This is a genomic window from Daejeonella sp. H1SJ63 (genome assembly GCF_029360775.1).
GTDB lineage: Bacteria > Bacteroidota > Bacteroidia > Sphingobacteriales > Sphingobacteriaceae > Daejeonella.
Window position 1 is genome coordinate 40,191 of record NZ_JARKMZ010000007.1, and the last position, 14,389, is coordinate 54,579.

A 14,389-nucleotide genomic window follows, 5' to 3' on the forward strand; every position below is an offset into this window, starting at 1 on the left:
ATAAATTATTCCCAAACTCAACAATTCTGTTTGCTCCCCGGCGAGGGGCTCAGAAATTACATCAGGCTCTCAATTGATTTCCAGATAATTCTCAGACTGGAGATAATCACCAGAATACCAACACCAATAAACATCTTTTTAACCGGCAGTTTTCCTGCAAGACGTGCAGCAAGAGGCGCTGCAAGTACCCCACCTACAATAAGGCCTAAAACCGTTTGCCAATGACTGACACCCAGAATAACAAAGAAGGTAAGGGCGCTGGCCATTGTTACAAAAAACTCTGTAAGACTTACTGAACCAATCACATACTTTGGCGTACGGCCTTTTGAAATCAGTGTACTTGTCACTAATGGCCCCCAGCCTCCTCCACCGAATGAATCGAGGAAGCCACCCGCACCGGCAAGCCATCCTGCATGTTTAACTTTCTGAGCTTTCTTTTTTTCCTTGAAAGCATTAAGCAGGATTCGAAGACCAAGCAATAAAGTATAAACTGAAATTACCGGCCGTATCATTTTTCCGTAATTTTCACCTGCATACCCCAGTAGCACTGCCCCTATAATCGCTCCCAATACTCCCGGAATAAGCAATGTTTTAAAAAGCTTCATGTTAACGTTACCAAAACGGTAATGACTAAAACCGGATGCACCGCTTGAGAACATTTCTGCAGTGTGAATACTACCGGAAATCACTGCCGGATTTAATCCTCCTGAAAGCAGAAAGGATGTTGAAACCACTCCATAACCCATTCCGAGTGCACCATCAACCAATTGAGCAAAGAAGCCGGCAAACAGCATCAGCAGAAATTTTTCGTCCAGACCTGAAGACACATCCTTTCCGATTTTAACTACTGAATCATAGCTGATATAAGAGTATACAGCATAAACTATAAAAAGAACCGCCAAACTAAACAAAGAAAGGTAGGCGATTCTTTTCCAGCGTTTTTCCTGGGCACTTTGTGTTACTTTCACTGCAGATCCTGCATTTTCTCTTGCTTGCATTATTTCTTGTCTAAATGAGAACAATCCGGTACAACACTACTGAATTATCAGGTAATTATTCATGATTTAAATCATTAGAATAAAGTGCTAAAAAGATTGTGGAATATGTTTTGATAAAAGATTGATAATACAAAATCTATGGATTTAGTCGACAATTATAAATCTTTTTTCCTTTTGCCTCCTAATTTATTTTGATTTTTTTTGCGTAAGTCCCCTAAATGATACTTAAAGGCTTTTTTACAAAAGTATGGATCAGGCATCGGGCAGCTTAGATCATTCATTTGCTAATTTAAAAACAGCTCATTTCATCTGAAGTACTCCTCCTTTTGACAAATAGGCAAATTGTCAAATCATTTTTCTGTTTACTAAAAATTTTAGCATAAATTTGTTTCCCCGATTTTTCACTTATGCTAAAGGAAACACATATTATTCATATTGATCAGGATGCTTTTTTTGTATCTGTTGAACTCTTAAAGAATTCTTCCCTTGCAGGCAAACCGGTAATCATCGGAAGTATTTCCGACCGCGGAGTGGTGGCATCCTGCAGTTATGAAGCACGGAAATTCGGCATCCATTCTGCCATGCCCTCCAGAATGGCCCGGCAACTATGCCCTCATGCTGTATTCATTCGTGGGAATATGGATGAATACAGTAAGTACTCGCATATGGTAACCGACATTCTTCAGGAAAGGGTTCCCGTACTTGAAAAAGCATCCATTGATGAGCACTATATTGACATGACCGGTATGGACCGCTTCTATGGCTGCATGAAATTTGCCCATGAATTAAGGCTTCATGTGATGAAAGAAACCGGATTACCGCTATCCTTCGGACTTTCGGTAAACAAAACTGTGTCAAAGATCGCCACGAATGAATGTAAACCCAACGGAGAACGACAAGTACCTTATCAGGAAGTGCAACCTTTTTTGAATCCCCTGTCGATCAAAAAAATTCCGGGGCTGGGGCAGGCCACATACCTTAAACTGAGCGAAATGGGCGTACGCTATATTTACACGTTGGCCGGGATTCCACAGGAGCAGTTATTCAGGGTATTAGGGAATAATGGCATAAGCCTCTGGCAAAAAGCGCATGGAATAGATAATTCACCGGTAATACCTTATCATGAACAAAAATCGATCGGAACACAAAGCACTTTCGAAACAGACAGCATCGACACAGGTAAGATCAAACAACTTCTCACATCTATGGTGATGGATCTGTGTTTTCAACTAAGATCGCAACGAAAACTGGCAGCCTGTATTACTGTAACCATACGCTACTCCAATTTTGAGACCCATAGCAGGCAAAGCAAAATACCCTATACAAGTCTTGACTCCTTTATCATCAGCAGGACAAAAGACTTATTCGACAAAGTTTACAACCGGCGCATGCTGGTACGCCTGGTAGGTGTTAAGCTTTCGCAGCTGGTTAACGGACATGAACAGATCAGCCTGTACAATACTTCTGAAGAGCAATATAAACTGTATCAGGCGATGGACCGTATCCGGAACAGGTTTGGGGAGAAATCACTTAAGCTGGCATCTACTATTGATCTCAAGCTCTGAGCCATGTACCTGAATGTTCATTCCTCTTACAGCCTTCGCTATGGCACCATGACAATCGAAAAACTGGTTGCAGAGGCTGCGGCAATGGGCATTGAACAAATGGCACTGACTGATATCAATAATTCGACCGGAGCCATGGAGTTTATCAGGGAATGTCAGGACAAAAAATTAAAAGCAATTACAGGAATCGAATTCAGAAGATCCGGCCGTATCCTTTATATCGGTATTGCCCGTAACCGTGAGGGGATGAAGGAGCTGAATGATTTCCTGACTTTCTACAACCTGAACGGCATGGAACTGCCCGACAAGCCATGGGACTTCCGGAACGCATATATCATCTATCCCTACAGGGGAGAACAGCCTGTACTTAAAGAGAATGAATTTCTGGGCATCGCCTACCGTGACCTGAACAGCCTTTTCGGGAAACCATTATCGCAAATCAAAGAAAAGATAGTGGCTCTGCACAGCGTAACCGTAGGAAATAAGATCGAACACCGTCTGCATACCTATCTGAGAGGAATAGACCTGAACACCTTGCTCTCAAAAATCGGAGAAGATGACCGTTGCCATGAGCAGGAAATATTCCTTCCTGAAAATAAGCTGAAACAACTTTACCAGGCTTATCCTTTCATCATCAGCAATACTGAAAAACTGATGAACAACTGCAGCAGCAGCTTTGAAAAGGGCTCAAAAAACCGGAAGACATTTACCGGATCGGCCAAAGATGATAAAGAGCTGCTGGAAAAACTCGCTATGGAAGGAATGGAATACCGATATGGGAGATCGAACAGGGAAGCTTTAGAACGGGTACAGAAGGAGCTGTCGGTTATTGATGAGCTGCACTTCTCAGCTTATTTTCTGATTACCTGGGATATTATCCGCTACTCCATGTCCAGAGGCTATTACCATATCGGACGGGGTTCAGGCGCCAACAGTATTGTTTCCTATTGTCTGCGCATCACAGATGTAGACCCGATAGAACTCGATCTCTATTTTGAACGTTTCCTGAACCGGCAGCGGAGCAGTCCGCCTGACTTTGACATTGACTACAGTTGGGATGAACGCGGAGATGTGCAGAACTATATCTTCAGGCGTTATGGCGATAAGCATACTGCATTGCTCGGCACAATGAGCACCTTTAAAGACCGCTCAATCATTCGCGAGATCGGCAAAGTTATGGGTTTGCCAAAGCAGGAGATTGACAGTTTTACTGATCCGACACGATTAAATGAGAATCGGGATAATGCAACTTTCAAAAAGATTATGGCTATTCAAAGCATGATGAAGGATATGCCTAACCAACGATCCATTCATGCAGGTGGCATACTGATATCGGAAGAACCGGTTACTTATTATACCGCTCTCGATCTTCCGCCCAAAGGAATGCCAACGGTACAATGGGATATGTATGAGTCAGAAGCTATCGGATACGAGAAGTTTGATATTCTTAGTCAGAGGGGAATCGGACATATCAGGGAAGCGGTAGATCTGATCCGGTCAAATCAGAAAGAAAAGCTGGATATCCATGCAGTCAGCTCGTTCATGAAAGACCCAAAGATCAATGCAAGACTGAAGACAGGAAATACGATTGGTTGCTTTTACATTGAATCGCCGGCCATGCGGCAGCTGCTGAAAAAACTGGGATGTGAGGATTATCTCACGCTCGTTGCCGCAAGCTCAATCATAAGACCGGGGGTAGCTTCATCCGGAATGATGAGTGCATTTATCCGCAATTACCATGCTCCGGAAAAAGTAGAGTATCTGCATCCGGTAATGAAGGAACATCTTCAGGAAACCTTTGGAATAATGGTTTATCAGGAAGATGTGATCAAAATCTGTTATCATTATGCCGGGCTCGACCTCAGCGATGCCGATGTTTTGCGACGGGGAATGAGCGGGAAATACCGCTCCAAAAAAGAATTCGACCGCCTGGTTCAACGATTTTTCGATCGTGCAAAAGAGATCGGCAGGGATGAGAAAACTACCGAAGAAGTCTGGCGGCAGGTTTCATCATTTGCAGGTTACAGCTTTTCAAAAGCTCACTCCGCTTCCTTCGCTGTAGAGAGCTGCCAGAGCCTCTTCCTGAAAACCTATTATCCGCTTGAGTTTATGGTGGCTGTACTGAATAATTACGGCGGCTTTTACCAGCGCTGGGTATACGTTCATGAACTGCAAAGATCAGGAGCCCGGATACATTTACCCTGTATAAACAATAGCGAAGCAAAAGTCACCATTAAGGGTAAAGAGGTATGGCTGGGCTTTATCGGATTGCAGGGGCTTGAAGCGCAGCTTATTGAGCTGATCCCGGCAGAACGGATGGCAAACGGCCCCTACCTTAATCTTCAGGATTTCATTAAAAGAACCTCTGTATCACTTGACCAGGCAATTATCCTGATCCGTATCGGCGCTTGCGGGAAGAATAAAAAAGAGCTCTTATGGGAAGTTCACAATTACTTGGGCAGCAAAACAGCCCCTAAACAAAGCACTGAACTGTTCTGCACAGAAGTCAAAGAATTCTATCTGCCCGAACTGGAAAGCTCCCTGCTGGAAGATGCCTATACTGAACTTGAACTATTAGGTTACCCTCTCAGTATGAATATGTTCGACATGATCAGATCTTCTTACCGCGGAGATGTTCAGGTAAATAAACTCTCAAAAAATATCGGAAAAACTGTACGAATAGTAGGAAATTATGTTTGTGAAAAGACCGTACGAACCAGAAACAATAAAAAAATGTGGTTTGGCACCTTTCTGGATGCTGAAGGCGATTTTATGGATACCGTACATTTCCCTGATAATACTCCATCCTATCCTTTCAGAGGAAAAGGCTGTTATCTGATTGAGGGAAAGGTAGTTGATGATTTTGGTTCTCAGAGCATTGAGGTTATTAAATTCGCCAAGCTGCCGATTAGGGATAACCCCTTTATATAAAAATGACTTCCGGGTTTATAAACCCGGAAGTCGTTAAATGCAGGTATATATTCCTGATGAATTAATATTGAATTAAACAGGTAACACCCGGAATAGTATACTGCTGTCCGTTAGGTTTCAGCTTTCCGGTTTTAGCATCCCTGTCAAAGATTACCACATTATCAGTATTCATATTTCCTACCAGTGCGAACTTACCCTCGCTATCTATCATAAAATTTCTGGGATGTTTGCCTCCTGTTGGCTCGTGCCCAACCAAAGTGAGCTTACCATTTTTATCATTTACCTTAAAAATAACAAGACTTTCATGCCCCCTGTTTGATGCATAGATAAATTTCTGGTCAGGAGAAAAATGGACGTCAGAAGCATGACTTACCTCCTTAAAATCGCCAGGAAGCATATTCAAGCGCTCAATAGTAGTCAAAGCACCGGTTTTTTTATTCACTTTAAAACCAACAATCGTACTTGACAACTCATCTACAGAATAGGCAAACTTTCCATTCTTATGGATTTTAAAGTGTCGCGGACCGGAGCCTGGAACTACATCTGCATAAGGAACCTGTGCAGGTTTAAGTCTGCCGGCAGCCAATACCTGGTAGATCACGATCTTATCTGTACCCAAGTCTGAAACATACAGAAACTTACCATCTGCTGAAGGGATTGAAGAGTGCGGATAAGGCCTGGTCTGACGCTGCTGATCAATACTCTTACCGGTATGTTTAATATATTCAGAAGCTTTAGCCAAAGTACCATCAGAGTTAATCGGGAAAACAGTAACACTTGCATCGCCATAATTGGAAACATAGGCAAAGCGACCCAGAGGATCAATGCTGACATGTGCAGGACCCTTACCCCCTACTGATTGTTCATTAAGTTTTTTCAAAAAACCAGTGAATGGATCGATAGAAAATGACATTAGTGCTCCGTTTCCATCGTCAAGAGTTCCCTTTCCATAAATTGAATAGAGAAACTTCTTATCAGGGCTTAAGGCTAAAAAACCTGGACCATTCCCCTCATTTACCGTTTGCAGTTCCCGCAATTTTCCTGCAGAACGATCGAACTCCAGAACATAAATTCCCTTACTTCCCCGTGCAGAAGAAGTACCGGCATAGATAATCTCTTTTGAATCTGACTGGGCAAAAAGATTTGCTAAACCTGTAAAGAACAGAACAGCTGTAATACAAAACGAAATAAACTTCCTCATAATCATGTTTTTAGTAAATGATTCTTAAAAATAAAAAAAGGATTCGTTATTAATTATTAAAAATTTTGAAAGGATTTTTTTGTTGGTCAAAAGGCCTGGAAAGATCGCGGATATACTCTACCAGCTGCCAGTGCTGCTCGTCTGACAATTTTGATTTAAACCCCCGCATAATTCCCCGGCCTTCGCGTATTTTCCAGTACAAAGCGCCATCGCTTTGCTGTTTCACATGGTCATCCTTAAAATCAGGCACTTCCTGATTAGTATGCTCCAGTGGATACCCCTCACCCTGATTACCATGACAGGAAACACAATACAGATTATATACTTCCTGTGCCTGTGGCAGGGTCAGCGGTTCAACATGGTAAGGGTTGTACAAAGTATCAGTCCATGAAGGAGCTGTCCACGGCTGCTGCAGTGCTTCGATATTCCCCGTAAAAGAGATAAGGGACATCGCCAGTCCGGCAAGAATAAACACAAATTTGCTTTTTGACATTATCTTAAATTTATCCGGACTGAACCCGGATATACTTACTTTTATCCTCTTGAACGCGGAGAGCCTGCCGGACGATACTCATGCCTTTGGGCTGACCACTCAGCATCACCATACTCGCTCAAACTCACTTCGCCCTGCATGGTATTACCCTGAACTGTTCCTGTAAATGTATAATTTATCCGCACCCCGTCTTTGGTATAAGAGCTCCTGATCAAAACATCATTGCCATGCAGAGTACCGTCAAGATCGCGTGATCCGATGCTGGCAATGTGAGTCCCGATTAATGTTGATCCTTCCTGCTCAAGGATCAGGACCTGATCCACTGTACTTGCAGAGAACTTCATTTTAAGATCCCACTGACCGGTCAGATTAGTTCCCGGAGCTCCTGCTGCCCGCTTAATCATTGGCGGTTTAGACAGGATCGAGAATAGCTTTTCAGCAATGATCTTTTCTTCACCTGCCTGAAGTGATGAAGTAGCTACGCTGATATTCGGCTGAAGATTCGGAGGGAAAGGTAAAAAGCTTCCGGCACCGCTTACTGCAATTCTCGGACTTCCATCCCATAAAAGCTTTTCCAAATCCTCGCCGGTGAGCTGAATAACAGAGTTATCCCACTTTACCGTAACAGATGGAGCCCGGTTTGAACGTGCTTTCGGTTCAACCAGTGTAGTGCTTACACCCGGAATTTTAGAAAGTCGCTGGATAATATGATTTGCCCATGAAACCCAGGTTTTCCATTCTCCGGCATGATCGCGCTTATGCCATGTTTCTACGGCAGCAAGCATGCCCATGATCTCCTCCCGGCCCACTTTAAATCCACGGCCAAAACCATGATGCGGACCTGCATTAATACGGGCAGCAATGATCAGATCTTTACGGCCAATCAGCAAACCGGCACACTGTGGTCCGCGAAGGTATTTGCCTCCACTGTATGCTACAAGGTCAGCTCCCTGACTAATATGAGGATTAGGCAGCTCAAGCCCCTCTGCGGCAGCATCCACAAGGATCGGCACACCTAAAGGCTTCGCCACTGAAGAAATTTCTCTCAAAGACAAAGGACCATTTTCAGAGCGTGATCCAGCCAGAACAAGGATCATAGCTGTACGCGGACCAATAGCCAGCTTCAGATCATTAAGGTCAGATACCTCGACCATTCGAACACCCACCGCCTTTGCCGCAGCATCATAAGCTGTACGCGAATAAGCAGGAATAATCACTTCATCCTTCATTCCTGTAAGATCCGGAATCATCCATAATTTATCAGGATCACCTCCGGTTACACAACCCGCGGTTCCGGCAGTGATTGCAGCTGAAGCACCCGAACTGACATAGCCATATTCAGCTCCGGTCAGCTTGCCCAGTCTTGCCCCTACAGCATCCATCAGCTCATCAATCTGAACATATTCCTTCACCGCTTCATCCATCGCCTGCTGAACTTCAGGTAATATCTGGCTTGCTCCTACAACGGTAACTGTACCACGGGCATTAATCAGCGGACGAACACCAATAGCCTCATATATACTTTGCCCGGCTTTTTGCTGAGCTAAAGGTGCCGCTGCAAACGCTGATTGCATGGAAGTTCCTGAAACCGCACCTGCAATCGGCAACAGACTCAGGCCTTTGATTAATTCTCTTCTTTTCATCCGTTTAGTTTTCTTGTTTTTAATCCCGCACGTGCGGGATGCAGACTTTAATGATTAAAAAATCAGAGTGCAGGAAGTCCGCCTGCTACTCTCGGGAGTGGATTAGTTAACCCATTCAGATCATAAAATACCCTTCCGCCTTTGATCGTTACTTCACACTCAAACTTTTTGTTTCCTTCAAGTTTCTGTCCCATCTGGTCAAAAACTCCAAACTTACCTTTACGGATACGCAAAACTGTAACATCCCCCTCTGAACCTACCGACAAATTACCAAGCTGCTCTCTGTGAATTACCTGTGCCGGCTTCCATGTCACCGAATTGATGATCGCCGGAACTTCCATTCCAAGGGTCAGGAACTTGTTCATCACATTCAAAATATCTTTCATGGCAGAATTCATACTTCCTCCATGATGGTCAGTACTGATCACATCTGGGAAGAATCCTTCCTTTGTTGCAGGAATTGCATGAGCAAATGAAAAACTGGCAGCACCATGACCAACATCCCAGATCACACCTCTGTTTCTTGCCTCAAAAACGAAAGGACGAAGTTTCTTTGTTTCCTCATCAGTAATTGCTTCACGCTCTTTGCCTCCGCCACCATACGTATGGGTATAAATATCTCCCGGACGGAATTTCTTCATGGTAAGTTCTTCAAGCGATAAACCTCCGCCTCCGAAATCCACGATTACCGGAATATTTCCTGCGACCTTACCGGCTTCAATAGCCCGGTCAATCGGAACCCAATCCGGTTTATTGTAATGTGCCACCTTGAAACCAACAATTTGCTCCTTGTATTTCAGAGCCATATCTGCTGATAATCGGGCGTCCATATCTTCGTTATTTTGCTCGGTGGCACCGCCGGCCATTCCTTCACCAACAATATTCAGAAATGCAAGCACCCTGGTTCTTGCCCTGTCAATGGTCTGATCCTTAAACTTCTCGAAGTTTCTCCAGCCTGCACTCCCGGCATCCACTACTGTAGTAACCCCTGTGCGGAAAGTAAAGCCATCCGGCTGATTGGCATAATAACTGTTTCTCAAATACTTGTCAGGCTCAGTCCCGGCGAAATTATGAGTATGCATATCAATGATACCCGGTGTTACATACAAGCCCTTTGCATTCACCACACGCGCTGCAGATTCTGGATCAATATTTTTTGAAACGGCTGCTATCTTACCCGCCTTATCGATGGCCACATCCATCACTTCGTTGATGCTGTTCTTCGGGTCAATCACATGTCCACCCTTGATAATTATTGCATACATTGGATCTGCCTTCTGAGCCATAACCTGAATGCTTAAAATGGAAAAAAGTAACAGAAATAATTTTTGCATTATGAATGTTCTGATTAATTAAATGAGATTTGATCTCTCCTGAATAAAAAGCTAAATATTAGGAAAAATACTGAATTTTTGCGGCTGCTTATGTAATTTTTCAATGATTTTGGGGATTCTCAAAACGTTCCTGCATACCTGTGAAACAACAAATTAAAAACTCCCTGTTCATATTATAAAATACAAACAAGGAAGCTCATAATCCAATTCTTATTCCCTGATATTTGAAAAATAAATCCAGTCTATATCGAATAAACCTTTCTTCCCTGCTGTATCTGTAAAAACAAAATAAAGATCGTGTACTCCGGAAGTTTCATTCAGATCAGCCATAAACTCTTTCCATGAAGCCTGAACACCTGCAGGTCTTGAAGGAATATTCAGCGAACTGATAAGAGGCCCGTCCATCCGGCCAATCCGAACTTCTATTTTCCCTCCGGCCTGTGCCTGAACCCTGTATTTCAATTGCTTTACATGGCTAAGGTCGATTTTATTAAAACGCATAAAACTGTTATGACCAATACCTGTGGCATACGTAAGAAAAACTGTTGTGATGGTTCCTAAGCGTACATTGCCCTCATCAAAATCTTCAGCCTGCACAAGAGGGTTTCTCAAAGCAATATAATCGCGACTTTGAATGGGTTCAATCCCATTTGCTCCCTGATCAGTATAACTTGCGTTCAGCAGGTAAGTACCTTCTGTTCCCTTTCCTATATGATCTTTTAACACAATTCTATCATTCAAAGCTTGTTTTTCAGGTTTTTCGGATACCGAAAGGATATAATTAACGATTTCCTCAGCATCAGCTTTAGAAAGCTCAGGATGAGGCGTCATGGCTCGTTCACCCCAAACTCCGCTGCCACCCTTTATGATTTTATCGCTCAGGCTTGCAACTGCTGCTGCTTTGCCTTTATAGCGCGTTGAAATAGCCTGATATGTGGGCCCTACAGATGCCTTATCCAGAGAATGACAGGCTCTGCAATCCAGAGTGGCTGCAAGTTGTTGCCCCTTTAAATATCCCGAACTTCCGGCATCCTGATTTCTGCTCAAAATTACAGCAAGGTCCTTCCCGCGCGGTATGTAGCCAAAAGAGACTTTTACTTTTTCAGGGTTAATTATTTTTTCTTCCTGATCGTTAACAAGCACCTGATAGTCGAGCAAGGAATTATCCCAGTAAAAACTACGGTTGGCCGATGTTGCAATCCGGATCTCGGGTGGAGTATTCCCCGCAAAAACCTGTGATGTTACAATACCTTTTCCACCTTTATTGTCGCTGACTGTTAGCGTGACTGTATGAACCCCGGATTTGACAAACGTATAACTTATCGTTTCACCTTTCAAATCTTTGCCATCCAGATTCCAGCTATAACTTAACTGATCATCAGGGTCATGATCTAGAGATTTTTTACCTGAAAAATGTACCGTAAATGGAGCCGCTCCATATTGTTTATCTATAGCTATCTCTGCTACCGGATTTCTGTTCCCTTCCATGTATTCAATTCGAACAAGCTTCGCATCGATATTTTTAGAGAACCAGTTAGTACCATATTCCAGTACATACAAAGCCCCGTCAGGCCCAAACTGCATATCAACCGGAGCCTTAAATTTAAGATGCTCCAGAAAAGGCTCCATCCGAAGGTAATTCCCATTTTCGTCGAGGCTTACTGCCATGATCCATCCCCGGATCCATTCATAGATAAATAATTTACCATTGTAATAGTCGTGCAATTTATAAGGAGAGCCGGGATATTGATCGCTGTAATAAACAGGTCCGGCCATTGCGGAAGCCCCTCCATTACCAAGCAGAGGAAAGCGCTTCGATGTCTTTTTACCAAACCAGATCATAGCCGGCTGTGCAGGAGGTAAAATGCGCTCTCCGGTATTATTCGGCGAGTCGTTTACCGGATTGGAAGGATCCTTCTTTGCCCCCGGCTGCTTTGTTGCAAAATCGTACTTCGGGAACGCTTCGTTATTACCTAAAAAATAGGGCCAGCCATAAAAGCCCGGCTTTCTGGCCTGATTGATTTCATCATAACTCATAAACTCTCCTTCTTGTCCCATTACTTTGGTATCCGGACCAACATCCCCCCAATACAAATAATTACTTTTCTTATCCACACTGAATCGGTAAGGATTTCGGGAGCCCATGATATAAATTTCCGGCCGACCTTTGGGATTCCCTTCGGGAAACAAATTACCCTCAGGAATAGCATAAGTTCCATTATCCAAAGGCTTAATGCGCAATATTTTTCCTCTCAGATCATTGGTATTTGCCGCTGTAGCCTGATCATCAGCCAGGGAATGTCCCGGGCGCTCATCAACCGGAGTATATCCTTCAGTTTCTTCAGCATTCGTATTATCACCGGTTGAAAGATACAACAGGCCATTCTTATCAAATGTAATATAGCCTGCTGAGTGACAGCAATATTTTCTCTGGGTAGGAATTTCCATGAGAATTTTCTCCGAACTCATAACCAGACTATCACCACTCAATTCAAATCTCGACAAACGGTTAACAGCTCTTTCACCTGCCACCGAATAATAAAAATACATCCAGTGATTTTCTTTGAACCGGGGATCAGCCGCTAATCCTAAAAGGCCATCCTCAATGCCACTGAATACATTAAAATTAGTGATGGTTCGTATTTGCTTAGTTTCACGATTGTAGATTTTTAAACTTCCTTTACGCTCGGCAAGAACTACGTCATTGTTTGGAAGTATTGCCATCGCCATGGGCTCATCAAAACCCTGTGCCAGAACTGTCCGGATATATCTGCTGCTGTCAGGTACATTTGAGGTTGTTACATGTGCATAATCAGGAGTCTTATTCTTTGCTATGTTCTCTGCAAGCGACTTTCTCAGATCATCTGCATTGTAGTTAATTTCTATCCTCCTGACCCAGCCTTTATCCTGTTTCCACTCATCCCCCTGATCATTCCATGCACTCAACCAGGGCCATTGCTGAGTCAACACAGTGTCCCGGATCGTGATTATTCCACCTCTCCCTGCTTCCAGATAACGTTTCAGTTCAGGAACAGACCTGTATCCCAACCTGTTAACGGATGAATATGGCAGAAATATCGCATCCATCCCTGAAAGTGAATCCTGAAGAAAATAATTTTCATTGTTAGTCAAAATAATTTTCCAGCCATTGGCTCTGCCTGCAATTTTCAGATTTTCTGCATGCCGGCCGGTAGTATCTTTAGAAAAATAAAGCACCCTGAATGGCTGACGATGCGGAGAACAGGAAGAAATGATCAGACCAGCTAATAGAAAGAGAATATATTTTTTCATCAAATTGGATTATTACATTGAGTGCAACACGCAAAATTATAAATGGAAATGATAATCCTTTAAAAGTAATCAAATAAAAAGGCCGTAATCTTTTCAATTACAGCCTTCTGTTGCAAACCTGATTATTATGGCAGTAATGGCGCAATCTGTTCAGATGAGGTAACTCCTGGTGCAAGTTCAATAACCCTGAAATTACGGAAATACATTTGTGCACCCTCAGCCTCAAGACACAGGTATCCCTTTTTCTGAGTGGATTTACTGATACCATTCACGAATTTTCCGTTAACGGCAAGCTTGATCACACCATCAACACAAACCACATCATAGGTATTCCATTCTCCCCTGCCCTTAGCGCGGTTTTCTATCGACTTACTTCTTTCCCCTCTTGGATTGTCGGGCGTAGTATTTACTCCCTGAACTCCAAAAAGTTCACCATGAACGTAGGCTATCGGAGGTTTAACCCCATCTCTCAAATTAAGATTCACCCAATCAAGTTCCAGCATCTGTACTTCAACCCCGTCAGGAAGAGGATTTTTACCCTTAGGATTAGCACCACTCCATACAAACACACCAGAATTACCTCCTGGTTCCATATGCTTCCATTCCACATGGAGAATAAAATTCTCATATTGTTTTTCTGAACGCACAACTCCAATTGGAAGTCCGGTATTGGAAAGTGTTCCATCTTTCATCACCTTCCAGGTATCTTTTGTCGTGTTGACGTTTATCCATTTTAATTTGCTCTCTTTCTCTTTTGATTTAGATAACACCGCATCCATACTGGTTGATGTTCCAAATTCAAACATTGTTTCCTGCGAATAAGATATCTTGCTACCAATCAGCAGAATCCCAAGCAACATTAGTCCTCTTTTTAATGAGCTATTCATAATTTGTTTTTTCAGTCCTAAAATCATTCTATATTTTTTGTTGTAT

At 43.0% G+C, this 14,389-nt stretch carries 9 protein-coding genes; 2 read left to right on the forward strand and 7 right to left on the reverse strand.

Features of this window, described 5'->3' with window-relative positions; all coding sequences use genetic code 11:
- Positions 1–56: 56 nt before the first annotated feature.
- Positions 57–998 carry a sulfite exporter TauE/SafE family protein gene (locus P2W72_RS02740; RefSeq protein ID WP_276359350.1) on the reverse strand — a complete coding sequence of 314 codons (942 nt, stop codon included), beginning with the start codon at positions 996–998 and terminating at the stop codon, positions 57–59.
- Between the two features lie 407 nt (positions 999–1,405).
- Between P2W72_RS02740 and dinB the strand changes: the two genes are divergently transcribed.
- Positions 1,406–2,563: a DNA polymerase IV gene (dinB, locus tag P2W72_RS02745; protein ID WP_276359351.1), complete on the forward strand. Its 1,158-nt coding sequence runs from the start codon at positions 1,406–1,408 to the stop codon at positions 2,561–2,563.
- Between the two features lie 3 nt (positions 2,564–2,566).
- The gene (dnaE, locus tag P2W72_RS02750; protein WP_276359352.1) at positions 2,567–5,494 is read left to right on the forward strand and encodes a DNA polymerase III subunit alpha; all 2,928 of its coding nucleotides are present in this window, start codon (positions 2,567–2,569) and stop codon (positions 5,492–5,494) included.
- A 61-nt stretch (positions 5,495–5,555) separates the two neighbouring features.
- Here dnaE and P2W72_RS02755 read toward each other — a convergent pair whose 3' ends face one another.
- From P2W72_RS02755 to P2W72_RS02780, 6 genes are all read right to left on the reverse strand, one after another.
- Positions 5,556–6,695, reverse strand: a complete 1,140-nt coding sequence (locus P2W72_RS02755; protein ID WP_276359353.1) for a lactonase family protein — start codon at positions 6,693–6,695, stop codon at positions 5,556–5,558.
- Positions 6,696–6,744: 49 nt separating this feature from the next.
- Positions 6,745–7,188, reverse strand: a complete 444-nt coding sequence (locus P2W72_RS02760; RefSeq protein ID WP_276359354.1) for a cytochrome c — start codon at positions 7,186–7,188, stop codon at positions 6,745–6,747.
- A gap of 41 nt (positions 7,189–7,229) precedes the next feature.
- Positions 7,230–8,831: an aminotransferase class V-fold PLP-dependent enzyme gene (locus P2W72_RS02765; RefSeq protein WP_276359355.1), complete on the reverse strand. Its 1,602-nt coding sequence runs from the start codon at positions 8,829–8,831 to the stop codon at positions 7,230–7,232.
- A 62-nt stretch (positions 8,832–8,893) separates the two neighbouring features.
- Positions 8,894–10,165 carry an amidohydrolase/deacetylase family metallohydrolase gene (locus P2W72_RS02770; RefSeq protein ID WP_276359356.1) on the reverse strand — a complete coding sequence of 424 codons (1,272 nt, stop codon included), beginning with the start codon at positions 10,163–10,165 and terminating at the stop codon, positions 8,894–8,896.
- A gap of 210 nt (positions 10,166–10,375) precedes the next feature.
- Complete coding sequence (locus P2W72_RS02775) at positions 10,376–13,456, reverse strand: PQQ-dependent sugar dehydrogenase (protein WP_276359357.1); 3,081 nt, start codon at positions 13,454–13,456, stop codon at positions 10,376–10,378.
- A 125-nt stretch (positions 13,457–13,581) separates the two neighbouring features.
- The gene (locus P2W72_RS02780; RefSeq protein WP_276359358.1) at positions 13,582–14,370 is read right to left on the reverse strand and encodes a DUF1080 domain-containing protein; all 789 of its coding nucleotides are present in this window, start codon (positions 14,368–14,370) and stop codon (positions 13,582–13,584) included.
- Between the last annotated feature and the right edge of the window lie 19 nt (positions 14,371–14,389).

Coding starts and splice junctions, on each gene's coding strand:
- P2W72_RS02740 (WP_276359350.1), bottom strand. CDS start 998: ATGCAAGCAAGAGAAAATGCAGGATCTGCAGTGAAAGTAACACAAAGT.
- dinB (WP_276359351.1), top strand. CDS start 1,406: ATGCTAAAGGAAACACATATTATTCATATTGATCAGGATGCTTTTTTT.
- dnaE (WP_276359352.1), top strand. CDS start 2,567: ATGTACCTGAATGTTCATTCCTCTTACAGCCTTCGCTATGGCACCATG.
- P2W72_RS02755 (WP_276359353.1), bottom strand. CDS start 6,695: ATGAGGAAGTTTATTTCGTTTTGTATTACAGCTGTTCTGTTCTTTACA.
- P2W72_RS02760 (WP_276359354.1), bottom strand. CDS start 7,188: ATGTCAAAAAGCAAATTTGTGTTTATTCTTGCCGGACTGGCGATGTCC.
- P2W72_RS02765 (WP_276359355.1), bottom strand. CDS start 8,831: ATGAAAAGAAGAGAATTAATCAAAGGCCTGAGTCTGTTGCCGATTGCA.
- P2W72_RS02770 (WP_276359356.1), bottom strand. CDS start 10,165: ATGCAAAAATTATTTCTGTTACTTTTTTCCATTTTAAGCATTCAGGTT.
- P2W72_RS02775 (WP_276359357.1), bottom strand. CDS start 13,456: ATGAAAAAATATATTCTCTTTCTATTAGCTGGTCTGATCATTTCTTCC.
- P2W72_RS02780 (WP_276359358.1), bottom strand. CDS start 14,370: ATGATTTTAGGACTGAAAAAACAAATTATGAATAGCTCATTAAAAAGA.